At 68.8% G+C, this 24,449-nt stretch carries 22 protein-coding genes and 3 pseudogenes; 19 read left to right on the forward strand and 6 right to left on the reverse strand.

Annotated elements, in window-relative coordinates; genetic code table 11:
* Window positions 1–174: 174 nt before the first annotated feature.
* The 4 genes from BUS84_RS02920 (at window position 175) to BUS84_RS02935 (ending at window position 6,168) form a co-directional block, all read left to right on the forward strand.
* On the forward strand, window positions 175–1,848 hold the full coding sequence (locus BUS84_RS02920; RefSeq protein ID WP_074308519.1) for an FAD-binding oxidoreductase: 1,674 nt from the start codon (window positions 175–177) through the stop codon (window positions 1,846–1,848).
* A 901-nt stretch (window positions 1,849–2,749) separates the two neighbouring features.
* Window positions 2,750–4,159 carry a hypothetical protein gene (locus BUS84_RS02925; RefSeq protein ID WP_208869502.1) on the forward strand — a complete coding sequence of 470 codons (1,410 nt, stop codon included), beginning with the start codon at window positions 2,750–2,752 and terminating at the stop codon, window positions 4,157–4,159.
* Window positions 4,160–4,244: 85 nt separating this feature from the next.
* The gene (locus tag BUS84_RS02930) at window positions 4,245–4,739 is read left to right on the forward strand and encodes a RidA family protein (RefSeq protein WP_074308522.1); all 495 of its coding nucleotides are present in this window, start codon (window positions 4,245–4,247) and stop codon (window positions 4,737–4,739) included.
* A gap of 166 nt (window positions 4,740–4,905) precedes the next feature.
* Complete coding sequence (locus BUS84_RS02935; protein ID WP_208869503.1) at window positions 4,906–6,168, forward strand: amidohydrolase/deacetylase family metallohydrolase; 1,263 nt, start codon at window positions 4,906–4,908, stop codon at window positions 6,166–6,168.
* A gap of 86 nt (window positions 6,169–6,254) precedes the next feature.
* On the opposite strand, the gene BUS84_RS36475 is transcribed toward BUS84_RS02935, so the two are convergent.
* A complete protein-coding gene (locus BUS84_RS36475; protein ID WP_084757415.1) occupies window positions 6,255–6,515 on the reverse strand; it encodes a hypothetical protein in 261 nt (86 codons plus the stop codon).
* Window positions 6,516–6,741: 226 nt separating this feature from the next.
* On the opposite strand from BUS84_RS36475, the pseudogene BUS84_RS37150 reads away from it, so the two are divergent.
* Window positions 6,742–6,888: pseudogene (locus BUS84_RS37150) on the forward strand (IS5/IS1182 family transposase); the annotation flags it as partial.
* Between the two features lie 197 nt (window positions 6,889–7,085).
* Here the strand turns inward: BUS84_RS37150 and eda are convergent.
* From eda to BUS84_RS02960, 4 genes are all read right to left on the reverse strand, one after another.
* A complete protein-coding gene (gene eda, locus BUS84_RS02945) occupies window positions 7,086–7,748 on the reverse strand; it encodes a bifunctional 4-hydroxy-2-oxoglutarate aldolase/2-dehydro-3-deoxy-phosphogluconate aldolase (protein WP_208869504.1) in 663 nt (220 codons plus the stop codon).
* A 4-nt stretch (window positions 7,749–7,752) separates the two neighbouring features.
* On the reverse strand, window positions 7,753–8,217 hold the full coding sequence (locus BUS84_RS02950) for a 2,4'-dihydroxyacetophenone dioxygenase family protein (protein ID WP_074308526.1): 465 nt from the start codon (window positions 8,215–8,217) through the stop codon (window positions 7,753–7,755).
* 121 nt (window positions 8,218–8,338) lie between these two features.
* Window positions 8,339–10,030: a chaperonin GroEL gene (groL, locus tag BUS84_RS02955; protein WP_074308527.1), complete on the reverse strand. Its 1,692-nt coding sequence runs from the start codon at window positions 10,028–10,030 to the stop codon at window positions 8,339–8,341.
* Window positions 10,031–10,106: 76 nt separating this feature from the next.
* Window positions 10,107–11,558 (reverse strand): mannonate dehydratase, encoded by a 1,452-nt coding sequence (locus tag BUS84_RS02960; protein ID WP_074308529.1) that lies wholly within the window; start codon window positions 11,556–11,558, stop codon window positions 10,107–10,109.
* Window positions 11,559–12,140: 582 nt separating this feature from the next.
* Between BUS84_RS02960 and BUS84_RS02965 the strand changes: the two genes are divergently transcribed.
* The 13 genes and pseudogenes from BUS84_RS02965 to BUS84_RS36485 all read left to right on the forward strand — a co-directional run bounded on the left by BUS84_RS02965 (window position 12,141) and on the right by BUS84_RS36485 (window position 21,618).
* Window positions 12,141–13,106, forward strand: a complete 966-nt coding sequence (locus BUS84_RS02965) for a LysR family transcriptional regulator (protein WP_074308530.1) — start codon at window positions 12,141–12,143, stop codon at window positions 13,104–13,106.
* 128 nt (window positions 13,107–13,234) lie between these two features.
* Complete coding sequence (locus BUS84_RS02970) at window positions 13,235–14,008, forward strand: SDR family oxidoreductase (RefSeq protein ID WP_074308532.1); 774 nt, start codon at window positions 13,235–13,237, stop codon at window positions 14,006–14,008.
* Window positions 14,009–14,051: 43 nt separating this feature from the next.
* Complete coding sequence (locus BUS84_RS02975) at window positions 14,052–14,705, forward strand: RraA family protein (protein ID WP_074308534.1); 654 nt, start codon at window positions 14,052–14,054, stop codon at window positions 14,703–14,705.
* 5 nt (window positions 14,706–14,710) lie between these two features.
* Window positions 14,711–15,652, forward strand: a complete 942-nt coding sequence (locus BUS84_RS02980; RefSeq protein WP_074308536.1) for a sugar kinase — start codon at window positions 14,711–14,713, stop codon at window positions 15,650–15,652.
* 14 nt (window positions 15,653–15,666) lie between these two features.
* Window positions 15,667–16,803, forward strand: a complete 1,137-nt coding sequence (locus tag BUS84_RS02985) for an ABC transporter substrate-binding protein (protein WP_074308538.1) — start codon at window positions 15,667–15,669, stop codon at window positions 16,801–16,803.
* Window positions 16,800–17,642, forward strand: coding sequence for an ABC transporter permease (locus BUS84_RS02990; protein ID WP_143728178.1), 843 nt, complete (start codon window positions 16,800–16,802; stop codon window positions 17,640–17,642). The genes BUS84_RS02985 and BUS84_RS02990 overlap by 4 nt, the downstream gene beginning before the upstream one ends.
* A gap of 1 nt (window position 17,643) precedes the next feature.
* On the forward strand, window positions 17,644–18,531 hold the full coding sequence (locus BUS84_RS02995; protein WP_084757106.1) for an ABC transporter permease: 888 nt from the start codon (window positions 17,644–17,646) through the stop codon (window positions 18,529–18,531).
* Complete coding sequence (locus BUS84_RS03000) at window positions 18,528–19,325, forward strand: ABC transporter ATP-binding protein (protein WP_074308541.1); 798 nt, start codon at window positions 18,528–18,530, stop codon at window positions 19,323–19,325. Before BUS84_RS02995 ends, BUS84_RS03000 begins: the two co-directional genes overlap by 4 nt.
* Window positions 19,297–19,641 carry a hypothetical protein gene (locus tag BUS84_RS03005; RefSeq protein WP_208869505.1) on the forward strand — a complete coding sequence of 115 codons (345 nt, stop codon included), beginning with the start codon at window positions 19,297–19,299 and terminating at the stop codon, window positions 19,639–19,641. The genes BUS84_RS03000 and BUS84_RS03005 overlap by 29 nt, the downstream gene beginning before the upstream one ends.
* Window positions 19,642–19,682: 41 nt before the next feature.
* Window positions 19,683–20,371 (forward strand): annotated as a pseudogene (locus BUS84_RS40850) (radical SAM protein); the annotation flags it as partial.
* Complete coding sequence (gene amcA, locus BUS84_RS03015; protein ID WP_074308546.1) at window positions 20,368–20,550, forward strand: multiple cyclophane-containing RiPP AmcA; 183 nt, start codon at window positions 20,368–20,370, stop codon at window positions 20,548–20,550. The pseudogene BUS84_RS40850 and the gene amcA, both read left to right, overlap by 4 nt.
* Window positions 20,551–20,621: 71 nt before the next feature.
* A pseudogene (locus tag BUS84_RS03020) lies at window positions 20,622–20,975 on the forward strand (pentapeptide repeat-containing protein); the annotation flags it as partial.
* A gap of 1 nt (window position 20,976) precedes the next feature.
* The gene (locus BUS84_RS36485) at window positions 20,977–21,618 is read left to right on the forward strand and encodes a hypothetical protein (RefSeq protein ID WP_143728179.1); all 642 of its coding nucleotides are present in this window, start codon (window positions 20,977–20,979) and stop codon (window positions 21,616–21,618) included.
* A 435-nt stretch (window positions 21,619–22,053) separates the two neighbouring features.
* Here BUS84_RS36485 and BUS84_RS03035 read toward each other — a convergent pair whose 3' ends face one another.
* Window positions 22,054–23,112 carry an Acg family FMN-binding oxidoreductase gene (locus BUS84_RS03035; RefSeq protein WP_074308550.1) on the reverse strand — a complete coding sequence of 353 codons (1,059 nt, stop codon included), beginning with the start codon at window positions 23,110–23,112 and terminating at the stop codon, window positions 22,054–22,056.
* A 619-nt stretch (window positions 23,113–23,731) separates the two neighbouring features.
* Here BUS84_RS03035 and BUS84_RS03040 point away from each other — a divergent pair.
* Window positions 23,732–24,406, forward strand: a complete 675-nt coding sequence (locus tag BUS84_RS03040; RefSeq protein ID WP_074308552.1) for a hypothetical protein — start codon at window positions 23,732–23,734, stop codon at window positions 24,404–24,406.
* Window positions 24,407–24,449 lie beyond the last annotated feature (43 nt).

Here is a 24,449-nt window from a genome sequence, read left to right on the forward strand (position 1 = left end):
GTCCGGCAGCACTCGAACTGCAGCTTTCGGAAATAGCTGACCGGGGCATCGACATCAGGCCGACCGAAATTCCGGCCAGATTGATGAATGACGTACGGATCAGGAGCCCAGGCTGGCGCTGTCGTCCGTCGGCTGTGGGGCGGCCCGATTACCTCCTATGGATGGGAGTTGTGGATGAGTGACGTGTCCCGTCGGAAAGTGCTTCTGGGTGGCGCGGCGGCGCTGGGCGGCGCGGCCGGGATCGGCCTGAGCGCCGGCGCGCCAGCTCGCCCCGCCGCAGCCGGCCTGCCGGTGGGCGCACCGCAGCTCACCAGCTCGGGAGAAGCGGTCACGGTGACTCCGAGCGACGCCCGATATGCAGACATGGTCTACGGGAGCAATCGGCGGTGGACCGGCAGCCCGGAGTACATCCGGGTGGTGCAGAACACTCAGCAGGTGGTCGACGCGGTCCAGGACGCGGTACGAGCCCGCAAGCGCCTGTCGGTACGCAGCGGCGGGCACTGTTACGAGGACTTCGTCTACAACGCGGACGTGGAAGTCGTCATCGACCTGTCGGTCATGCGTGCCGTGTACTACGACGACGCGCGACGCGCATTTGTCGTCGAGGCCGGCGCGACGCTCTACGAGGTCTACCTGGAGCTGTATCGGTCCCAGGGTGTGACGATACCGGGCGGGTCCTGTGGTTCGGTGGGCGCCGGCGGCCACATCTGCGGCGGCGGTTTCGGGCTGCTCTCCCGGCTGCACGGGCTGACCGTCGACCATGTGTACGGGGTCGAAGTCGTGGTGGTGGACCAGCGCGGCCGGGCCCGTTCGGTGATCGCCACTTGGGACCAGGGTGATCCCAACCGCGACCTGTGGTGGGCGCATACCGGTGCCGGCGGGGGGAACTTCGGTATCGTCACCCGCTATTTCCTCCGCACCCCGGGCACTGAGAACCGGCCGCCGAGCGAGCAGTTGCCGAAGCCACCGGGACAGGTGTACTCGCACTCCCTCTCCTGGGACTGGGCCGACATGACGGAGAGCAGGTTCCGTACGCTGCTGAAGAACTTCGGGACCTGGCACGAGGCCAACAGTTCCCCGGGCTCGCCCTATGCGGGACTGCACAGCTCGTTGGCGCTGAACACGGCGGCGAGCGGCGAGATCTCGATGTCTACTCAGATGGAGGCCAGCAGGCCGGGCGCGGCGCAGCGGCTGGAGGCGTTCATCAGTGCGGTCAGCGCGGGGTTGAGCGCGCCGCGACCGATGCGGGTCCGGGCCGGCGAGCAGGAGGCCAGGCCAGAGTTCTTCGTTCCGCAGGCGGTGCAGTGGTACCAGTCGATCAGATCTTCCGGCGGTGGGGGCAGTTGGACGCGACGCTCGGACTACAAGTCGACGTACATGCTCACCGGTTTCCCGGACGACCAGATCGCCACCATCTACCGACACCTGACCAACACCGAGAACAGCAGCGATCTGCTCCAGGTCAGCTCGTACGGCTGTCAGATTAACGCGGTGCAGGCGGGCGCGACCGCGGTGGCGCACCGCAACTCGATCCTGAAGCTGCAGTATCAGAACTATTGGAGCGATCCGGCAGAGGAGGCCGGTAAAGTCGCCTGGCTGCGCGATTTCTACCGCGACGTCTACCGCAGCACTGGCGGCGTTCCCGTCTTCAACGGGGTGACCGACGGGTGCTACGTCAACTACCCGGATGCCGATCTCAATGATCCACAGTGGAACACATCGGGCGTGCCGTGGCACGACCTCTACTACAAGGAGAACTACCCCAGGCTCCAGCAGGTGAAGCGGCGCTGGGACCCGACCAACACCTTCCGGCACACCCAGTCCGTACGCCTGCCGGGCGTCGCGTAGAGCGCCAGGTGCCCGCGGCGGCCCGCCTTCACCGTCGTCTCGTCCAGCGGTGAGGGCGGGCCCACCGCCGGCTTCCCCGGTCGGTACGGGTGATCGGCGTGCCCGTCCCGTTGCCTTCGCTCACGTCCTCAGTGACACCGCCAGCCGCCGTGGACAAACGGGAATGTCGCCGTGGATATGGCCGGGCGCGATGGCGTGACCATGCGAAGCGTGAGCGCCAACGGTGCCGCCCATCCGTCGTACCCATCCGCTCCCTTCATGGCGACCGGTGCGCCGACGACAGTAGGTGAGGTGTCGCGCCGTGAATAACGAAAATGGAATGGACCCATCCAGGCAACTGATGAACGCCTGCCCGACGAGGTCGCGGCCGTCCGGTGGACCCTCACGCGCTGGGTGCGCAGACCCCCTACGGGGGGTGTTTCCGCAGTTCCCGGCCGTTTGCAGGGGCCGTGCGGGGGCGGGCAGGGTCGATGTCGATCACCCTTCGGAAACGATACGAGCCATTGATCAACGCAACTCAGCGTGTGGATCAGATTTGCTGATACTCGCATCAGGGAGATGCGCTTAACGCCTCGCCAAAGCCATCGTACGGTGGTCGCCAACCGCCGTCTCGATTGTCCGCTGCGGGCCCGCCGTGGAGGCGCCGCACAATTTCGGAGCCCCGCAGGAGCCGGCACAAGCATCCGCGTCCGCGCGATGGACTGGAGGAGCTGTGAAAAAGGTAGGCACACTGAACCGACGTGAGTTGCTGAAACGCGGAGGCGTCGTGGGCGGCGTACTCGCCCTGAGTCCACTTCTGCAGGAAGTGGCAATGGCGGCCCCCACAATGGCGAGCGCGCCGGCAGGTGGCGACGGACTCCGCATTGGTAAGCGAATCTACGAGTCGATCGGCGTGCGTCCGATGATCAACGCTCGTGGCACGTTCACCATCATCAGCGGATCCCTGATGCTGCCCGAGGTGCGGGACGCGATCGACGCGGCCGCGCGGCACTACGTACACCTGGACGAGCTGGCGGACGCGGTCGGCACCCGACTGGCGGAGCTGACCGGCGCGGAGTTCGGCCTGGTCAGCTCCGGCTGTTCGGCGGGGTTGACCCATGCGACCGCCGCCTGCGTCGCCGGCGGCAACCCCGACCTGCACGTTCGCATTCCCGACCTGGCGGGTTTCCAGAAGACCGAGGTGATCATCCCTCGGCACTCCCGCAACGTCTACGAGGCCGCGGTCAGCGCCGTCGGCGTACGCGTGGTCGAGGTGAACACCCGCGCCGAGCTCGAGGCGGCAATCGGGCCGCAGACCGCAATGGTCTACGTGATGGCCGGACCACGTGTGGACGACAGCGAACTCCACACCCGGGCGATCGCGGATATCACCGAGCCGCGCGGGGTGCCGCTCCTGGTGGACGCCGCCGCCGAGATCCTCACCATCCCCAACGTCCACCTGCGCAACGGCGCGACGCTCGTCGCGTACAGCGGTGGCAAGGCCATCCGGGGCCCGCAATCGGCCGGGCTGGTGCTCGGCCGCGAGGACCTGGTGCGCGCGGCCTGGGTGCACAGCGCCCCGCACCACGGCTTCGCCCGCGGCTTCAAGGTCGGCAAGGAGGAGGCCATCGGCATGCTGATGGCCGTGGAGATGTGGGTACGGCGTGACCACGACGCCGAGTGGGCGCAATGGACGTCATGGCTCGAGCACATCGCCAGCCGGGTGGAAAAGGTCCGGGGCGTCACGACGAGGATCGTGCAGCCAACGGGCCTGTCCAATCGGACACCGTCGCTTCGGGTGCTCTGGAACGAGAAGGAGCTCCGCCTGTCCGGCAGTACCGCCGTCAGCGCGCTCGACGCCGGCGAACCCCGGATCGCCTGCAGCTCGACCAGCAGTGACGGACTGACCGGGGTTTCGATCACCCCGTACATGATGATGCCCGGCGATGAGCGGACGGTGGCGAACGAGCTCTACAAGCTGCTGAAGAACCCGCCACCCCAGCCGGAGACGCCGACGCTGCCGCCGGCGGTCGACCTCACCGGTCGGTGGGAGGTCCAGATCGAGTACCTGGCCAGCTCGTCCACCCACGTCTTCGAGCTGACTCAGCAGGGCAACGAGGTCACCGGTACACACCAGGGCGAGTTCGTCTCGCGAACACTCTCCGGGACGATCAGCGACCGCCAGGTCCGGTTCCGCAGCAACTACCCGGAGTCGAACGGCGATGCCCTCAGCTTCACCTTCACCGGCACGGCCGGCGGCCAGGCGATGGCCGGCGCCCTCGACATGGGGGAGTACCTGGCCGCCAAGTGGTCCGCCAAACGACGTGGGTGACGGCGTTGCCGAGCGGCGCGGGCCAGTCAGTCCGTCACGCCATACACACAAATAGCACCGCACAAAATCAGCAAGAGGGAGGAACATGAGCGAGTCGACTAGGCGGGAGTTCATCCGCCGAGCTCCCGCAGTGGCCGCCGTGGCTGCCGTTGTACCGGGCGCCGTCGCCCTGGACCGACAGGACGACGACCACCGCAACAAGTGCAAGTGCAAGCCGCCAGTCAAGGAGGCCCACTGGCCAGGCGGGGAACCTCCGGAGAACCCGCTCTTCAGCCCGGTCGTCACCTTCGGGAACCTGGTGTTTCTCTCCGGTATCGGCGCCCACTTTGACGGTGACATCACCTCGCACACCGAGCACGTGCTCAACGAGCTCGAGCGCAACCTCGAAGCGGTCGGGTCGTCGATGGAAAAGGTGCTCAAGGTCAACGTGTACCTGAACAGTCTGGACGACTACGACGGCATGAACGCCGTCTACCTCGGTCGCTTCGGAAAGAGGCCCGGGGTGCGGACCACCATCGCGGCTGCTGCGGGCATCCCAGGCGATTCCCTGGTCGAGATCGACTGCATCGCCGCCATCTGACACATCCCATGGGGTCATTTCGGACGCCCGGTGAACCGCACCGGGCGTCCGATCAGCACCAGCGGCGAGAACGCGCCGCAGGTGCAACGTTCGGAGAAGGAGTCAGCTGATGAAACTGAATTCATGGCGTCGGAAGGTCGCTCTGGCCGCCTCGGTCATCCTCCCGATGGGGTTGGTCGGGGCTGGGCAGGTCACCCAGGCGAGTGCGACACCGATCCAGCAGCCTGGCACGGCCGGCACCGCAGCCGAGCCCCGCTACGACCTCATCCTCGACAACGGTCACGTGATCGACCCCAAGAACAACATCGACGGTGTCCGGGACATCGCGGTGCGCGACGGACGCATCGTGGCCGTCGCCAAGTCTCTCAACCCGAAAGGCGCCGAGCAGGTCGTCAACGCCCGGGGCAAGTACGTCACGCCGGGCATCATCGACATGCACGCCCATATGTTCGTCGGACCAGCCAACGACTACGCCGCCGGCTGGAACAGCGTCGCCCCGGACGGGTTCACGTTCCGGGCCGGTGTCACCACCGCAGTGGACACCGGTTCCGCCGGCTGGGAGAACTTCGAGGAATTCAAGACGAACGTCATCGATCGATCGAAGACCCGGGTGCTTTCGTTCCTCAACATCGTCGGCAAGGGCATGGCCGGGGGAGAGCGGGAGCAGGATCTCGAGAACATGCAGGCGGGGCCGGCCGCCGAAGTAGCACTGCAAAACCCGGACCACATCGTCGGCATCAAGACAGCGCACTACTCCGGTCCGGAGTGGGATCCGGTGCGCCGCTCGGTTCAAGCCGGCGAGATCGCCGATGTTCCGGTCATGGTCGATTTTGGATCGGACTCGGAACAGCGCACCATCGAGCAGCTGCTGACCCAGGAGCTTAGGCCGGGTGACGTCTACACGCACGTGTATTCCGGCCTCCGTCGGGAGCTTGGCGACGACGGTCGCCTCAATCCTGCCCTGCATGCGGGTAGGGAGCGGGGAATCGTCTACGACGTCGGCCACGGCGGCGGAAGCTTCTCGTGGGACGTGGCGGTTCAGGGCATGAAGGAAGACTTGCCGCCGGACACGATTTCCACGGACCTGCACATCACGTCGATGAACAGCGGCATGAAGGACATGGCGAACGTGATGTCCAAGATGGTGACCCTCGGCATGTCGCTGGAAGACGTGGTGAAGGCGAGCACGTGGACGCCGGCACAGGTGATCCAGCGCCCCGATCTGGGGCACCTGTCGGTCGGGGCGCCTGCCGACGTCGCGGTGTTCAGCCTTGACCGGGGACGGTTCGGATTCGTCGACTCCTTCGGCTTCCGGCTGGATGGAAAAGAGAAGCTGACCGCTGAGCTGACCCTGCGGGAAGGCGACGTCGTCTGGGACCTCAACGGGATCGCTGCCACCGAGTGGAAGCCCGGCCGGGACCGGGACTAGGTAACTGGTGTAGAACGATGGCCGCTACCAGCGTAGCGGTCATCGTTCTCTATCTACTTCGAGTAGTTGCTGCGGCGCCGATGCCCCTATGTTTGGCAAGCCGTTCGGGGAAACTCGGTGGTGGGGTTGAGCTGTCGGATCAGGTTGTAGATTTCGCGGGCGACGTAGCGTTTGACGCAGCGGATGGTTTCGCGGCGGGTGAGGCCTTGGGCGGTGCGTCGGTCGAGGTAGTCGCGGGTGCGTCGGTCGCAGCGTGATCGGGTCAGGGCGATGCGGTGGGCGGCGTTGGCGCGGCGGTCGCCGCCGCGGTTGAGGCGACGTCGGCGGGTGCCCGAGGACGCCTCGATGGGGCTGACGCCGCAGAGGGCGGCGAAGGGATGCTTCGTTGTTCATCCGGTCGCGGTTGTCGCCGGCGGTGATGAGCAGGGCGGGCGGCGCTGTCGGGACCGACGCCTTTGCATTGCAGCAGGTGCGGGGCGTGGGCGTCGATGACCGCGGTGATCTGTAGTTCCAGTTCACGGGCTTCCCGGGTGAGGTTCTGGATGCGCCTGACCGCGGCCACGCCCCCCGTAAATACGCGCCCGGGGTGAACGTGCCAACGCGACCCTCAAAGGCTGGAAGATCCTGTCCAAGCTGCGCTGCTGCCCACGCCGAGCCACCGCGATCGTGCAGGCAATCCTCGTTCTGCACCACGTCGAGGCCAACCGCTACCCAGGATGAAAAGGGCTCAACGATTCGTTATTTACGCATCGGAAACGATGGATTAGGGCCGTCCCCAGTCAGTGAAACCCAGCAAACGCGAAGGCTTGCAGCGCGATCGCCCCTTCACCGCTGGAAGTTAAACTACTTATCGCCCGAGTGGGATTATCGCCGGGTACGGGTTGCCCTGGAGTGGCTCGGATACCAGGTGGCGACGGTCAGCCGGCCGGCGCGCCGGGGGTGGGCTGCAGCGCCACCGCCTCGCGGGCCAGCGCCGTGACCGCTTCCCCGTCGCGTGTTCGGACCGCGGTGGCGGACGTCAACCAGGACCCGCCGACGCAGGCAACGTTGGGCAGTGCGAGCCAGTCGGGTGCCGTGGTCGCGGTGATGCCGCCGGTGGGGCAGAAGGTCAGGTGAGGGAGCGGCTGGGCGACCGACGCCAGGTAGGCGCGGCCGCCGCTCGCTGCCGCCGGGAAGAACTTGATCGTGGTGAGGCCGAGCTCGGCCAGTGTCATCATCTCGCTGACCGTGCCGGCACCGGGCAGGAAGGGCAGCCCGGAGTCGACCGCGGCCCGGGCGAGCCCCACGGTCGCGCCCGGGCTGACTAGGAACCGTGCGCCTGCCGCGACGGCCTCGTCCACCTGGTCGGCCGTGAGCACGGTGCCGGCGCCCACCACCATCTCGGGCACCTCGGCGGCCACCGCCCGCAGCGCGGGAAGCGCGGCCGGCGTCCGGAGGGTGATCTCCATGGTCCGGACGCCGCCGCGCAGCAGGGCCCGCGCCAGGGTTGCGGCGTCGTCGGCGCGGTGCAGCACGACGACCGGGATGATCGGTCCGAGGCGGGCCAGTGCAGATGCGGTGAGGGACTCCGATTGCATCATCGCGTCAAAAGACGATCGGCTGCGCAGCGATGCCGTGCTCGCGACAGTGGTCCTCGTACCGCTTCAGCTTCGTCTCCGCCGTCTCTACGTACGCGACGTCGCCGCTCTCCGTCACGTACTCGATCGGTCCGTGGATGGCGAACAGGGTCAACATTGCCTCCTCGTCGGTCACGTCGGCGACCAGCGTGTGGACGTCGCCCGGCGGTTCGTAGACGTACGAGCCAGGCTCGGCCTGCCAGTCATGCTCCTCGTAGTGCCAACGGCCTTGGATGACCCAGCCCTCCACCTCCGAAAGGTGGCGGTGCCGGCTGACCACCCCGCTGCGGGCAACCTTGAGCAGGTTGACCCAACTTCCTGTGTGCGGGGAGATCCGCAGCGGCTTGAACCAGACGTTGGCGGAGCCCTGCGGGATCCAGGGCAGATCCGCTGCCCGGACCAGCGCGTCCGCGACGGGGTGAAGGTTTCCCATGACTCTCCTTGAGGTGCGATGGAATGCGGCTGCCGGTACCTTGCAGGGCATGACGGGCGGTCCGGCCGATGCGGATCAGTCGTCGACGGTCAGGCCCGTCGGTTGGAAGCTTCCGGGCCGCTCAGTGCACGTGGTCGTGGCCGTGCGCGCGGCTGTGGCTGTCGCCGTGCACGTGGGCCTGGCCGTGGTGGCCGTGGTGGCCGTCCTCGCTGTGGCTGTGTCCGACGTTGAAGTCGACCACCCGGCTGCTCGCCGTGCCGATCACGGCCGCCTCGGTGGTGAGCAGCATCCCGGTCACCGAGGCGGCGTTGCGCAGGGCGCAGAGCGTCACGTTGACCGGGTCGGCGACGCCCTCGGCCAGCAGGTCGAGATACCTGCCGGTGCGTGCGTCGTACCCGACGTGCTCCGGCAGTTCGGCGACGTGCTCGGCGACCGCCGGCCCGTCCGCGCCGCCGTTCGCCGCGATCCATCGCAGCGGCTCGGCGAGCGCGCGCCGGACCATGCCCACCCCCGTTCGCTCATCGCCGCTTGCCGGCAGGTTGTCCAGTGCCGCCCGTGCCTTTACCAACGCGGTCCCGCCTCCGGCGACGACACCGCCGCGGGCTGCCGCGCGGGTGGCAGACACGGCCTCGTCCACCCGCTGCTTGCGTTCACGCCGCTCGAGCTCGGTGTGCCCGCCGACGCGGAGCACGCAGACCCCGCCGGCCAGCCGGGCTATCCGCATGCGGTGCCGTTCCCGTTCCCAATCGGAGGTAGCTACGGCGAGTTCGGTGCGGATCTGGGCGATGTGCCGGTGCACTGCGGCCACGTCCCCGGCGCCGCCGATGATGGTGGTGTCCTCGCGGGTGACGACGATGCGGCGGGCTCGGCCGAGCACCTCCAAGCCGACCTGGTCGAGCCGCAGGCCGGCCTCCGGCGTGATCATTTCGCCGCCGGTCAGTGCCGCCACGTCCCGCAGGATCGACTTGCGGCTGTTGCCGAGCTCGGGCGCCTTGACTGCGACGCTGCGGAACGAGCCCTCCACGTTGTTGAGCAGCAGGGTGGCCAGGGCATCGTTGACCACATCGTCGGCGACCACGAGCAGGGACCGCCCGGTCGCCACTACCCGCTCCAGCAGCGGCAAGAACTCCGCCAGCGTGTCGATCCGGCCGTAGTGCAGCAGGACGTAGGGGTCATCGAGGACCGCCGTCAACCGCTGCGGATTGGTGACCATGTACGGGCTCAGGTAGCCGGTGGGCAGCCGCAACCCGTCGAGAAGATCCAGCTCGGTGCGGGCCGCCTCCGACTCCTCGACGGTGACCACCCCGTCCGGCCCGGCCTTTTCGAGCGCGGTGGCGACCAACTCGCCGATCTCCCGGTCTTGAGCCGCGTTGGTTGCGACCGCGGCGAGGTCGGCGTATCCGGCCACGGGCCGGGCGCTGCGCCGCAGATGCCCGCTGGCCGAGTCCACCGCGGCGTCCATGCCGCGCCGGACGGCGACCGGGGAGGCGCCTGCGGCGATCGCCCGTAACCCGTGCCGGGTCATCGCCTGGACGAGCACGATCGCGGTCGTGGTGCCGTCGCCGGCCTCGGTCTTCGTGGCGCCGGTGACCTCTCGTGCCAGGCGCGCGCCCAGGTCGGCGTAAGGATCGCCGAGGGTGAGTTCCGCGGCGACGCTGGCGCCATCGGTGGTGATGCTCGGCGGTCCGCCCGGTCTGCCGAGCACGACGGTGCGGCCCCGGGGACCGAGCGTCACCTTGACGGCGTCGGCCAGCGCGTCGATGCCTGCTTGGAGGCGACGCCGGGCGGGCTCATCAAACAGGATCTCGGGCATGGGCGCGCGTCCTTCCGGCCGTGGGCGGTGGGAAGGGGAGCCGACGCGCAGGCCGGCTCCCCTTACGAGGGCGGCGTCAGTTGGGGATCTGCGCCTTGAGGTATGCGGCCATCGAGGTCAGCGAGGTGCGCGCTTCCGCATCCTCGATGCCCTGGGCGACGCCGGCGAACCGGTCGATCGCCGCCTCGCTCTGCTCGGCCAGCTGATCGGCCACTTTCAGGTTGGCCTGGAGGCGGGCGCGGTCGCTGAGCTTGACCGCGCCGGCAGCGTAGAAACGGTTCACTAGCGTCTCAGCGTCGTCGAGCACCGGCTTGCGACCGCGTTCCATGATGAGCGCGGCCTGGAGCATGGCGCGGGCGTACCCGGTGTCGTAGAGTTCGCCGCCGTGCCCGCCGCCACCGACACCGGCGTACTGGCCGCCGATCGAGCCGTTCTCCCGGTCGAAGTCGAGCGCCCGCGGGTGCTCGGCGAGGACGCCGCGGTCGTAGCCCTGCCGGACCAGCTCCCGCATGAAGGCGAACATGTCCGTCTCGCCGGTGTCGGGGAACACCTCCGCGTACCGCTCCCGCGGCTTGTCCACGGTCACGTTGCGGTAGTGGATGTGGTTCACCCGGTCCTTGGCGCCCACGTAGCGCAGGAAGTCGACCGCGTCGTGGCCCACCTCCGGCGTCACCCCAGCGTGCACGGTCAGCCCGTTGGCGGGGCTGTCGTACGTGTCGATGAGCCGCTTCCAGTCGGCGACCGAGGCCAGCACCTGCGGGTTGCCGCGGCTGATCACCGCAGGCGGGTCGTTGGGGTGCACGGCGAGCCGGACGCCGGCCGCCTCGGCAACGGGCATCACCCGGTCGAGGAAGTACTTGTAGTTGTCCCAGACCTGCTCGTAGGTCAGCAGCGGTGTGCCGGGCCGCGGCGGCAGGTCCTTCACGGGCACGCCGTCGACCTCACGGTGATAGTCGAACGCCGTGTAGCCGGCGCCTAGCCGATCCTCATTGTCGATCAGCTCGTAGTAGCCCTCAGTGAGGCGGTGGACGTAGAAATTGTATTCAACCACGCGAATGCCGGCCTGGCCGGCCGCGACCAGCGACTGCTTGATGTACTCAATCTGCTGGTCCCGGCCTTCCTGACCGCGCACGATGCTGTCTGTGATGCTGATCAGATAGGCGGTGATGTGCAGCCCGGCCGCCTCCAGTCGCTGCCGATCGGCGATGAGGGTGGCCGCGGTCCAGGGCAGCGGCGGGGGATTGGTGATCAGGGCGCCCGTGACTCCGGCCTGCCGCCACCGACGCACGGTCGCCTGGGTCGGGTTGCGGGAGAACCACTGGCACAGCCGCGGTGTGTTCGTGCTCTCCTTCACCTGCTCGGGCCACTTCAGGTAGGGGTAGGGCATGCCACCCGGCCCGGTCGTTACGGTCTCCGCGGGTGCCGCCGCGGCGGCGGCCGCGCCGCTACTGGCGACGGTCAGACCGGCAGCCGAGAGGGCGGCCAGTGATGCGCCTTGCTTGAGGACGTCCCGGCGGGATTGCGCCATGATGCGGTACCTCTCGTTCGTCGGCGTTGGTGCCGGTGGGCGAAGGCGGAACGGAGCGATCATCGGGTAGCCCGAAACCATTTCTCCGGGCCGTCGAGGACCGCTTTCGGGACAGAATCGAACGATGCCAAGGTACGGACGATCGGGTGCAGAAATTCGTTCAACGCGTTCGGTGGTAACGGGTGCCTTCCGCGGGCCGAAGCATGTCGCCATGTGCTATCTGGGGGTGGATCCCCCTTTTCCGCTGCCTCGGCCGGGGCCGAAGACGCCGCCACAACCTGCTGAGATGCCACCCGTTCCGCCGATCGGGTCTCCTGCCACGGTTCCTCCCGGTGGCGGTCGAATGACCACTCTCGACAGACCGGACCGCCGTCGGCCGGGGCCGATCGATTCCCATAACAACGCAGTAACGATCAACCTGGGTTCGTGTTGGCAGACGCTAGCCTCGACCGTCGTCGCTTGTTAAGAACGAGTTACGAATGGAGTCATCCGCATCCTTGATTACTCGTCATCGGTGGTGGTCCTCGCCCTGACCTGCGGCGTGCGAACCGGAGCGGCGGCGTGCCTGCGAGGGGGTTCTACGTGCTCAGGACGGATACCCGGCTCGAGTGGTTCGTCTCGTTCCTCGGGGTCGTCGACACCGGCAGCTTCGTGGCCGCCGCCGAGGCGACTCACCGCTCCCAGCCGCGGGTAAGCATGCACGTGGCCGCGCTGGAGCGCGAGGTCGGCCTCCCCCTTTTCGACCGCCGCAAGCGGCCTGTCGAGCTGACCGGGGCCGGCGCGGTCCTCGCCATGCACGCCCGGGCGGTGCTGCGCGAGTTCGAAGCCGCCGAGGCGGCGATGGCGCCATGGCGCGGCGGCGCTCGCGGCCTGGTCACGCTCGGCTGCTACCCGAGCGCCAGCGCGGCATTCGTTCCGGCGCTGCTTCGCGATCTCTCTCGAACCAGCCCGGACGTTAAGGTGGTGCTGGTCGAGCGCGCGACGCTGGAACTCGACCACGCGCTGACCACCGGTGAGGTGGACATCTGCCTGCGGCCGATGTCGCCTCCGCCCACGGCGCCGTCGATGGTGGGCCATCCACTGTGGCGCGAGCCGCTGGTCGTGCTGCACCCGCCGGACCACCAGCTCGCCGAGCTTCCTGAGCCGCTGACCGTCGCTGCCGTGGCGACGCATCCGCTGATCTCCATCGGACGGCTCGACGACGCGCAGTCCGCGGAGTTCGAGGTCTACCGGCTCTTCCGCGAGCACAACTTCGAGCTCGAACCGGTGCAGGCGACCAACCAGCCGCAGACCCTCGTCGAGTTGATCCGTGCGGGACTCGGGGTGGGCGTGACCAACTGGCTGGCCGTGCACATCGCCGACACCGAGGGCGTGTGGATACGCCGGATCGAGGGCAACTGCGGGCGCCAGGTGGCCGCGTATCGCGACATGTCCCGACCGATGAACCCGGCCGCACGCAGCCTTCTTCAGCGCATCGTCCAGGCGCCGCGGCCGCCGGGCACACAGCCGCCCCAGTCCGGGGCGGAGACCGTTGCCGCGCCCGGGTGAGCAGGCGTCCCGCCGATCCGTTATGCGGATGGGACCATCCCGTTTCCGTTGTTAACGCCCCGCAACAACTCGCCTAGTGTCATCGGCACACATCCACCGGACGCGGTCCGAGGAGGGGAGGAGGGACGGTGCGCACGTCGCAGGAGCCAGCTCCGACCTTCACCCTCAACGGGCGGCAGGCGCTGGTGACCGGCGCCGCAACCGGCATCGGCCGAGCGATCGCGGTCGCCTACGCGGCGGCCGGCGCTGACCTGGTGCTGCTGTCGGAGCGGGACAATCTCGACGAGGTGGCGGCAGTGGTGCAGGCACTCGGTGCCAAGGCCGCCTGCGTACGATTCGACCTGGCCGACGCCGACGGTCGTACGGGCTTCGTCGAGGCACTCCTCGACGACCACGACATCGACGTCCTAGTCAACAACGCCGGACTGATCCGGCGCGCGCCGAGTGAGACCTTCGCCGACGACGACTGGTACGACGTCATCGAGGTCAACACCCACGCCGCCTTCCACTTGGCCCGCGCGGCCGGCCGGCGGATGCTCGAGCGCGGCGGCGGGAAAATCATAAACATCGCCTCGGTGCTCAGCTTCCAAGGCGGCATGTTCGTCCCGTCCTACGCCGCCAGCAAGCACGCCCTCGCCGGCCTCACCCGGGCGCTAGCCAACGAGTGGGCCGGACGCGGCGTCAACGTCAACGCCATCGCGCCCGGTTACGTCGAGACCGCAGTCACCGAGGACCTGCGCGACGACCGGCAGCGCCAGGCCCAGATCACCGCCCGCATCCCGGCCGGCCGATGGGCCACCCCGCGAGACATCGCCGGGCCGGCGATCTTTCTCGCCTCCGCGGCGGCCGACTACGTCCACGGGCACATCCTCGTCGTCGACGGTGGTTGGCTCTGCCGCTGACGCACGGTTTCTGTCGACAACCCAGAAAGGAGCGGGAACCGACGTGACTCCGGTACTCACGCAGGAAATCATCGAGGCGTACCGCGGCCTGGCCACCGCCTCCGTCGCCGACGCCGTCGAGAAGACCGGTGAGCGCGGCTATATGACCGGCGCCATCGGTCCGGTCCTGCCCGGCAAGCTGGTCGGCCCGGCGGTGACCGTGCTCGAGGAACCGTGCGACACCGCGGAGCCGCCGACGCTCGCTCTGCGGGCCATCGACGACTCGCCCGCTGGTAGCGTTCTGTGCATCGCCGCCGGTGCGGCGGACGTCGCGGTCTTTGGCGGGTTGATGGCCGCCGGCGCAGTAGTCAACGGAATCGCCGGCGCCGTCCTCGACGCCCGGGTTCGCGACATCGAGGAAATCCGTCGCGATTACCCCCAGCTTCCGATCTACGCCCGAGGCGGGGTCCCGTCAACCACAGTGGGCCGCTACCGCACGGTCAGCCTGAACGAGCCGGTCGAGCTCGGCGGGGTGGTGGTGGCCCCGGGTGATCTCATCGTTGGTGACAGCGACGGCGTCGTCCGGGTGTCGGCGGCGCGGATCATCGAAACCTTGGAGATCGCGCAGCTCATCGAGAAAGCCGAGCGGGAGCAGACTCAGCTGATCCACGAGTCGAAGTCGCTGCTCACCGGCCTCGCCAAGCATAACCGGGTCTGACCGCGATGGACATCCTGGCCATCGGTGAGCCGCTGCTGGAGTTCAGCGTCACCGACGAGCAGTCGTTGGACGCGGCGGAGAGCTTTGCGGTCGGTTACGGCGGGGACACCTCCAACTTCCTCGTATCGGCCAGCCGCTGCGGCGCCGCCGCCGGCTACGTCAGCCGAATCGGCGACGACCACTTCGGCACGGCACTGCTAGGGCTCTGGCAGCGCGAGGGGGTGCGGACCGATCATGTCGTCCGCGAGCCTGGCGGCCGCACCGGCATCTACTTCATCTCCCGCCACGCCGCGCACAGCTCTTTCACTTACTACCGTGCAGGCTCCCCGGCGAGCCGACTGAGCCCGGCAGATGTACCGGAGACGGCAATCGCCACGGCCCGAGCGCTGCACGTTTCAGGAATCACTCAGGCGATCAGCGCGTCGGCCTGTGATGCGGGGTTCCACGCCATGAAGGTGGCTCGGCGACACAACACGCTGGTCAGCTACGACCCGAACTACCGGCCCGCCCTCTGGCCACTGGACCGGGCCCGCGCGATCGTCGCGCGCAGCGTCGAGCTCAGCGACGTCGCCCTGCCCAACCTTGAGGAGGGGCGCGCCCTGACCGACCTAGACGATCCCAGGGCGATCCTCGCCTGGTTTGCCGCACTCGGGCCCCGGACCGTAGTTCTGAAGATGGGTGACCAGGGCGCGCTGCTGTGGGACGACGGCCGGACCAGTGAGATACCACCGCACTCGGTGGTCCCGGTGGACAGTACCGGTGCCGGTGACGCGTTCGACGGGGCGTTCGTCACCCGGTTGGTCCAGGGAGCCACACCGGCCGACGCCGCCCGGTACGCCGCGGTCGCCGGCGCCCTGACCACGCAGGGCCACGGAGCCGTTCATCCGATCCCCCGGGACGCGGCAATTCGCTCGGCCCTGGAGAAGGACCCGATTCTGAACCATTAGCGGAGGCGATATCGATGTCCATTGCGAAGGGTTTGCGGCTGGCCGCCGCCACCACGGCTGCGGCCCTGCTGACTGCCGCCTGTGGCGGTGGCTCCACGGTCGACGACGACAATGGCGCCGGCGGCGACGGGGCGGCGCTGACCAAGGTACGCGCCGGCTACGTATCCGCCATCGACCAGATCGGCCTTCCGGTCGGCCTCGAGGGCGGCTACTTCGAGGAGGAGGGCCTCGACGTCGAGCTCGCACAGCCGTTCCCGACCGGCGTCGACGCGCTCAACGCACTGCAGGCCGGCACCATCGACATCATCCAGGTCGGCACGCCACTCATCGCCGCCGCGCAAAAGGGCATCGACCTGGTGCTGCTTGGCAACTACACCGGCTCGTCGACCCAGCGCAGCATCGACGAGACGATGGCGGTGGTGGCTGCTCCCAACGCCGACATTGACGGCGCCAACCTCACCACGCTGCGCGGCAAGCGGATCGGCGTGTCCGTCGCCTCCATCAACCATCTCTACCTGCTGGGCCTGCTCGAATCCGCCGGCCTGTCGGCCAGCGAGGTGAAGATCGTCAACACCGCGCCGCCGGACATGGGTGTGGCCCTGCAGACCGGCGGCATCGACGCGGCGATCATCTGGGACCCGTGGCCGATCGTGGTCACCGAGCAGGTCCAGGGCGCCCGAGAGGTGCTGCGCGGCGGCGGGCACATCCCGTTCGTCGGCTACATCGCCACCACTCGGCAGTTCGCCGACCAGAACCCCGAGCTGATCAAGAAGTTCCTCACCGCCCGGGCGGCGGTCGACCAGTGGATGCGCAAGAACCCCGATCAGGCCGGCGAGTCGGCGACCCGATGGCTGCCCGGCACCAAGCCGGAGGTGGCGAAGAAGGCAATGCAGTACAACACCACGCAGCTGGACCCGCGGCTCAGCGCGTGTAACTACCTCGCCCTCGACACGATCAGCGCCCTGCTCGCCGAGCAGAAGGTGGTGCAGCCCGGCTTCGATGTGAGCCGGTACTTCGAGCCGGAGCCGATCCTCGGCGTCATGTCCGCCGAGCCGGCGCTCTTCGACGACCTGGCCCCCGTGCCGGCCACTGCGGCGATCGGCCCCAGCTTCACCTTCAGTCGGGACGAGGCGGTGAAGGCTTGTCCATGACCCTCACCCGGACAGCCCGCCGAGACCCGCGGAGACGAACATCCTCCCCGGCGGGCAGGGGCACCCGGGCGCGCCTGGTATCCGCGTTCTGGTTCGTGCTGCCCTTCGCCCTGCTCCTGATGGTCTGGGCGGTCGTGGTCGCGGCGACCGACACGCCGATGCGGATCTTCCCGCAGGTAAGCGACGTGGGGGCCGCCATCCGGGACATGTGGGCCAGCGGCGACCTCCTGCGGCACCTTGGTGCCAGCCTGCGGCGGGTCGGGGTCGGCGCTCTGCTCGCCGTGGCGACGGCCCTGCCGTTCGGCATCGCGCTCGGCGCTAGCCCCCGACTCGCGGCGTTCTTCACGCCACTGCTGCGCTTCTCGGTCGCCCTGGCCGGCATCGCGTGGATCCCGATCGCGACGCTCTGGCTCGGCTACACCGACAAAGCGGTGATCTTCATCGTGTGGAACGCGATGTTCTTCGCGCTCACCTACAACGCGCTGCTCGGCGTCCAGCAAATTCCGATCGAACTGATCCGCGCGGCGCGGTCGATGGGTACCGGCCGGCTACGGATGTTCTGGGAGATCCTGCTGCCAGGGGCGCTGCCCAGCGTGGTGACCGGGCTGCGGATCGGCCTCGGCTACGGCTGGCGCGGCCTGGTCGCTGCCGAGATCATCGCCAGCAGCGCGGGCCTTGGGTACGCGCTGTTCCTGGCGCAGAAGAGCTTCGACACCGACGTGGTCATCGCCTCCATGGCGATCATCGGCGTGCTCTGGCTGCTGATGGACCGGTTGGTCCTGGCGCCGCTGGAGCGGCGCACGGTTGAGCGGTGGGGCATGAAGATGGCGGTGAGCTGAGATGGCGGACGCAGTCGCAAACCGGGACCGCGCCGGTCGGGGCGGCGCCCTCCCAGGGCGAGCCGCGAAGCGCGGCCGCAACCGTCGGATCACCGCCTGGCGGCACCGGATCACCCGTAACGGCCTGGTCCGGACGCTAGGCCCCTTCGTGCCGATCATGTTCCTCTGGTGGCTCGCCGCAGAGCTGGAGCTCTTCCCGGGAGCGTTCTTCGTCGGCCCGGACGCCGTGCTGGCCGAGTTCCTCGACCTAGTTCGCAAGGGCGTGTTGCCGGGCTATCTCTCGGACTCGCTCACCCGGCTCGCCTACGGGGTGGGCGTCGGGCTGCTCATCGGCCTACCGCTGGGCTTCCTGGTGGCGATCTCGGCCTGGGCCCGGCGGCTGACCTGGCCGCTGCTGCTCTTCTTCCAGGCCATCGCCGACATCGCCTGGCTGCCCATTGTGATCGTCTGGTTCGGCTTCAGCCTGACCGCGGTCACCTTCGTCATCGTCTACACCATCGTCTTCCCGCTAATCCTCGCCGTCGTCGCGGGTGTCGAGCAGGTGCCCCAGGAACTGCTCCGGGCCGCGCGCAGCCTCGGCGCCGGCCGGTTCCGGGTCTTCGTGGAGGTCATCGTGCCAGGGGCGCTCCCGTCGGTGGCCGGCGGCATCCGGACGGGTCTCGGCTACGGCTGGCGGGCCCTGATCGCCGCCGAGATCATCGTCGGCACCAGCGGCATCGGCTTCATGATGTTCGACGCGCGCCGGGTCGGCGACGTCTCGGAGGTGTTCCTCGGCATGATCGTTCTCGGCGTCCTGTGGTACGCGATGGACGCCCTCATCCTGGCCCCGTTCGAGCGGGCCACCGTGGAGCGTTGGGGAATGGTGCGACAAGTGGAGGCAGCGAAGTGACCGCGCTTGAGATCAGTGAGCTCGCCAAGGACTACGTCGACAGCTACACCGGTGACCAGGTCACGGCGATCGGCAACGTCTCCTTCACCGTCGAGGAGGGCGAGTTCGTCTCGATCCTCGGCCCCAGCGGTTGCGGGAAGACCACGGTGCTGAACATCATCGCGGGCTTCGTGGAGCAGACCTCGGGCGTGGTAAAGGTCGGCGGGCGAGTGGTTGACGGCCCGGGCCCGGACCGCGGCGTGGTGTTCCAGAGCCACGCCCTCTTTCCATGGAAGACGGTGCTGGGCAACGCGGTCTTCGGGCTGCGCATGAAGGGCGTGCCAGCCGCGCAGCGCCGGGCCACCGCGTTGGAGTACCTGGACCTGGTCGGGCTGGCGGGCTTCGAGAACAAATACCCGCATGAGCTCTCCGGCGGTATGCAGCAGCGCCTCGGGGTTGCCCGGGTGCTGGCCAACGAACCGGCCGTCATGCTGATGGACGAACCGTTCGCGAGCATCGACGCTCAGACCCGGCGCAAGCTCCAGGACGACCTCACCCGGGTGTTCGAGCTGCGCCGGCCCACCGTCTTCTTCGTGACCCACGACATCGACGAGGCGGTGTTCCTCTCCGATCGGGTGATCGTGCTGTCCCGGCGACCGAGCCGGGTCCGGGAGATCGTGACCGTCGACCTGCCCCGGCCCCGACAGTGGCAGGCGACCACCGAACTCCCCGGGTTCCGCCGCATCGCTAACCACATCACTGAGCTGCTGTCGGAGGGAGGGGAAAGTGAAGGGTCTGAGCTCGCTGCTGCGTAGGGCCTGGCGGACGCCCACCGCCCGGCGGATGGCCATCGTCCTGCTCCTGGTGGTCGGCTATCAGGCCTGGTTGGGGATACAAGCAGCGGGCAAGGTCGCCCCGGGCGTCGGCGACCAGCGCGACGTCCGCGGCCGGTTCGCGGTCAACGTCGAGCTCGACTTCGCCCCGGAGCGCTACCACATCCTCGAGCTGCAGAAGCACGGCCGGATCGCCGGCACCGACGGCAACACCGTGCGGCTGCGCTCGGTGTCAAAGGCCGGCGTCAACGCGCTGGCACGGGAGTACTGGATCGAACGGATCGCGCCCGGTCGCTGACCCGTAGGCCGCAGCCGGGCGCGCACCCCAGCCCGGTTGGCTTACCCCCCCGCCGCCTCATGAGCAACGCGGTCGCGCAGGCGTGCGCCGAATCGATCGCGCAGCAGAACAGCAACTTCCCCGTGGGTGTCGTGTGGCACGGAGGCGAACCCACCGCCACACCCGTCGACGTGTTCCGGGATCTGTTGGCCCCATTCGAGGACCTGCGGCGTGCAGGGAGTGTGCGGCACGAAATCCAGACGAACGCCACGCTGATCAACCGGCGGTGGTGCAAGCTGTTCGCCGCCTACGGATTCGACGTCGGGGTCAGCATCGACGGGCCCGGCCCGCTGAACCGCAACCGCCTGGACCGGGCCGGCAACCCGACGGACAGCCGGACCCTGCGTGGGATGCGGACCCAAGGCCGGTCTGCAGTATTCGGTGATCTGTGTCGTCACACCGGAGACCATTGATCACGCCGACACCCTCGTCGACGTCTTCACCGACCTGCCGGGCTGCCAGTCGGTGGGCTTCAACATCGCACCTGCGTTACGTCACCGAATTCGTCACCGCCCTCAACGGCTGCGCCGACCACTGCACCTTCCACGACTTCTGCGGTGGCGCCCAAGCCGGGAACCGCTACTTCGAGCACGCGACGTTCACCGCCCGCGAGACCACCTACTGCCGCACCACCCGACAAGCCCTCGTCCGCGCCACCGCGGACCACCTCATCCCTGAAGGAGGACCATGACCAGCGCACTGGCCACACTCGTCAACGCCGCACCGGAACAGCTCGCCCGCCTCGGCGTCGACCCAGACCGGTCGGTAGCGTCGATCGGCGCAGCGAAGTTCGACAACCGCCCTGCCTGGGCCAACAAGGGCAAGTTCGACAGCCGGCCAGGCTGGGGCAACTGGAACAAGAAGAAGTAGCCGCTGTAGGAGAGAACGACCGGATGCGCGGGGTGGCGTGCCCACCCCGCGCCCACACAGGTTGAGGACACATGCGCACCACGACAGTCGGCGACGTGAAGATCCTGCTACCGGACCTCGACCCGGAGGACCTCGACCGCGTGACCGACCTGGCCGATGGCCTCACCGAGGCTTTCGTTGAGGGCGCGTCGTGGCGCGGTGTGCAGCTGGAGAACTGCAGCATCCGCAGCAGCCTGATCACCGGTGGCGACCTCAGTGAGAGCACCTGGGAAGCCGGCAGCCTCTACGGCTGCGACATCACCCGCACCGACTTCTCCGGCGCGGCCCTGACCGGCGTCACCATCGAACGGTGCGCCATCACCGGCTCACGGTTCACCGGCACCAGGCTCACCGACGTACGCCTCAAGGACGTCCTGTTCGACGGCTATGCTCGGTCTGACCGAACGCGACGACCGGCTGCGCGCTGTCCTGGTCCGCGAGTTCATCGGCGGCGGCCACGGCCTGATCACCGTCCACCTGGGTGACGGCGTCGTGATGGCCGAGTGGAGCGACAAGGGCCTGCTGGCGATGAACCGAGACGGTGTGCAGACCGGGCGGGCCAGACTGTCCACCGCTGACGCCGCCGACGAAGAGTTGACCCGGGTGGCCACGGCGGTCGGCGTGCCGCCGGACCAGCTGGTCCGGGTGATCGACACCACCGTCGCCTTCGACGCGAACGACCTGGTGCCCACCTCGAGTGGGTCACCACCGGTGGTCGGCTTTGAAGAAGCGGAGCATGTCGTCGAGGCAGATCTCGACTTAGCGACCGGAGCGGTTTCGGTTGTCGGCTGTACCGAATCACCAAGCCTGGATGACGCGCCGCACGCCGAACCGGGACGGTACCGCGTACGGGTGGCGTACGTACCGGCGGCTGCACCGGCAAAGGTCAAGCCAGCCTGGACCACTACCAAATCCGCGGCTGGACCGGCTGGCACCGAGACATCGGCCTGGCCGTGCTCGCCTGGCCGTGCTGACGGTAGGAGCGGCAGTCAACTCAACTGCAGGTCAGCGGCCATCCTGATCATGTAGTTGGGGTTGAACGCGCCCCACCGACACGAACCCCTTTGCCTGCGGTAGGCCGGTCGCGACGGGTAGGCGCACGTCGTTCTCTTGGTGACGGGACGTCCCGAGGGTGGGGAGCGGGGCGCGGTGGGACCCCGCGCGAAGGGCGCTGTTGATGCGTTCGAACGCAACTCAACAACCGCTGTCCGCCGCCCGTGCCATTCCGCAACGGTGGTGCGGGATGGTCGGGCTCAACCTCGGCTCGCGACAGTTCATGCCGAATACCCGTTGGGGGTGAACCGCACCCCTGCCGGCGGGCGCGTGTCCGCGACGCTGCCGGCGGCCGGCAGTTCCTCGGCCGCGTCGGCAGCGTAGGTCGCCGAGTCAGCATGCGACCCGAACACCGGGGTGACCGAGTCGGCCAGGCGTTGTCCGGAGGTGCGGTGATCGTGCCGGTGCTGGTCAGCGGGGTGTCGGTGGTGATGCGGGGTCATGTCGGCCGCCACCCTTCGGCCCGGAGGGCCTGTCGTCTTCAGCCCGGCCGGGACGAGATGCCTTCGGCGGCGGCCGGTCGATGCGCGGCTGGGCGGGCAGTCGCGGCGCGTGCGGCGGCCCGACGTCGTCGGTGTCGAGCATTCCCAGTCGCAGCACCAGGTACGGATGACCGAGGTCGGCCACCAGCCGGCGCACCGACTGGCGGGTGCCGGCCACCTCGACGGCGGCGCTGAGCGGCAGGACGGACACCCCGAGCTCGACCGCGGTGAGCCAGGCCGACGACAGGGCTTCGCCCGCGCGCAGCCAGTCCACTGACTGGTCATTGGGACCGTAGAGCACCGCGTACACGGCATTGCGATCGTGCCCGGTGCTCACGGGTAGGTCGCCGCGGTGGCCGAAGTCGCGGCCGGGCACGGTGGTCTGCGGAGCACGGAGGGGAATCGTGTCGTCGGGAACACCGGTGCCCGCTGGTCGGGTGCCACCGGTCCAGTAGGCCAGCTCCGCCTGCCACGCCGGATCGGCGGTCTCCGTATGTTGGGCGTGACTGGCCGCGGCGGCGAGGTCCATCACCTGGTCTGGTCGCAGAACGTGCAGCCACGCGCCTTCGGCCTTTACCGCGTCGGCAATGGCGCGCAGGTCGTCGGACCCGACCGGCGGTCCGGTCACCGGGCGGCGATCGGTGTGCCGTAGCCGGATCGTGTGCGTACGGCGGACGGCCTGCAGTTCGACCGGCGCCCGCCCGACGACGCGTAGCTGCGCGAGATGGTCGGGTTCGGTGGGGTCGGGGATCCGGGTCACGATGGCGCGCCAGCCCTGGGCCGCCAGGGCGATCCGGGCGTGCTGCAGGGCGGACCCGCAGCTCAGCGTCGCGAGCCGGGCGTCGGGGTCGGTGACGGCGAGCGCCCGGGCGCGGTCGGCGAAGAGGCTCAACCGGGTCCCGCCCACCCGCCACCGCCAGGGCTGGGTGTTGTGGATCGACGGCGCGTAGCCCGCCACGGTTGCTGCTCCGACCAGCGCCTGGGTCACGGCCCGAGCGTCGGTTGGTTGAGTCTGCGTCGGCACGACAGCGTCCCTTCGTGGATCTCTGTGTCGCCGGGCGATGCCGGTCACGCGCCTCGCTCGGTCATGGCGCGGCCCGAGGCGCAGCGGTTGGTGGCATCGGTTCATTGCGCCCGGCTCGACCGGCGAGGCCTGTGGCGGGAGTGATCCGCGACGTCGCGCCGCGATTGCGTCCCAGAAGGGGAACAGGCCGCCATCGGGACCTCAACCGAGGGCGCGTGCACCAGCGGTGAATTGTCAGCCACCGGGGTCCCGAGCGACACCCGTAGCCTACGCTCCCGCACCGCTGGCGGTGATGATCGGATTGAACCCGCTTCCGGACCAGCCCGGTCGATGCGTCCCCGTTCGCGCGGTGCCTTTCCCGCTGACTGCGCGTATGGTGACGGTGTCGCTCGGGCCCCCGGTGGCTGCCCGCCCGCCGCCGTCGATCCGCCCACGAGCCGACCAGGTTCCGTTGCTGTCGCACCGCGCTGCGCGCGGCCGACTGACCCGTTGTGGCACAGACTCGCTGGCCAGACCAAACGACTCACCCACGGCCGTTCGCTTCGTGGGACTGCTCGATGAGCATCGAAGGAATGTGAGCGCGATGGCCTACATCGCCAAGGACCACAACAGCACCCTACGCACCCCCGTACCGAGCGCCGGGCCGGCACCGCTGGTGCCGGACGTTGCCGGACTTCAGCCCGCGGGGGAGCAGGTCAGGCCGATCGGCACCGCCACCGACCGCGGCCGTGGATCGGCGCCGACCGCCAGGACCGAGGTCGGCCCACACCTGAGCGCGCCGGTGCGGTATCTGCTCGCGGGCATCCGGCTCGCGCTGGGCTGGATCTTCCTGTGGGCGTTCCTGGACAAGATGTTCGGCCTGGGGCACGAGACGACCGCCGCGAAGTCCTGGGTCAACGGTGGCAGCCCCACGGAGGGGTTCCTGGGATCCGCCACCCAGGGTCCGTTCGCCGGCTTCTACCACTCGATCGCCGGGGCCGGCCTGACCGACCTGCTGTTCATGGGCGCTCTGCTCGCCATCGGCGGCGCTCTGATCCTGGGCGTCGCGATGCGGCTGGCAGCCGGTGGCGGAGCGCTGCTGACCCTGATGATGTGGACCGCGGTCCTCCCGCCGGCCAGCAATCCGTTCATGGACGACCACCTCATCTACGCGGCCGTGCTGATCGTCCTGGCCCTGCTGGGCGCCGGCAGCACCCTCGGACTCGGCGCCATCTGGGCCGCGATCCCGTTGGTGCGACGCACCGCCTGGCTGAAGTAGGGACCGGCCGGTAGCCCATGCGGGACGCGGGCAACAGCATCGA

Source organism: Micromonospora cremea, assembly GCF_900143515.1.
GTDB lineage: Bacteria > Actinomycetota > Actinomycetes > Mycobacteriales > Micromonosporaceae > Micromonospora > Micromonospora cremea.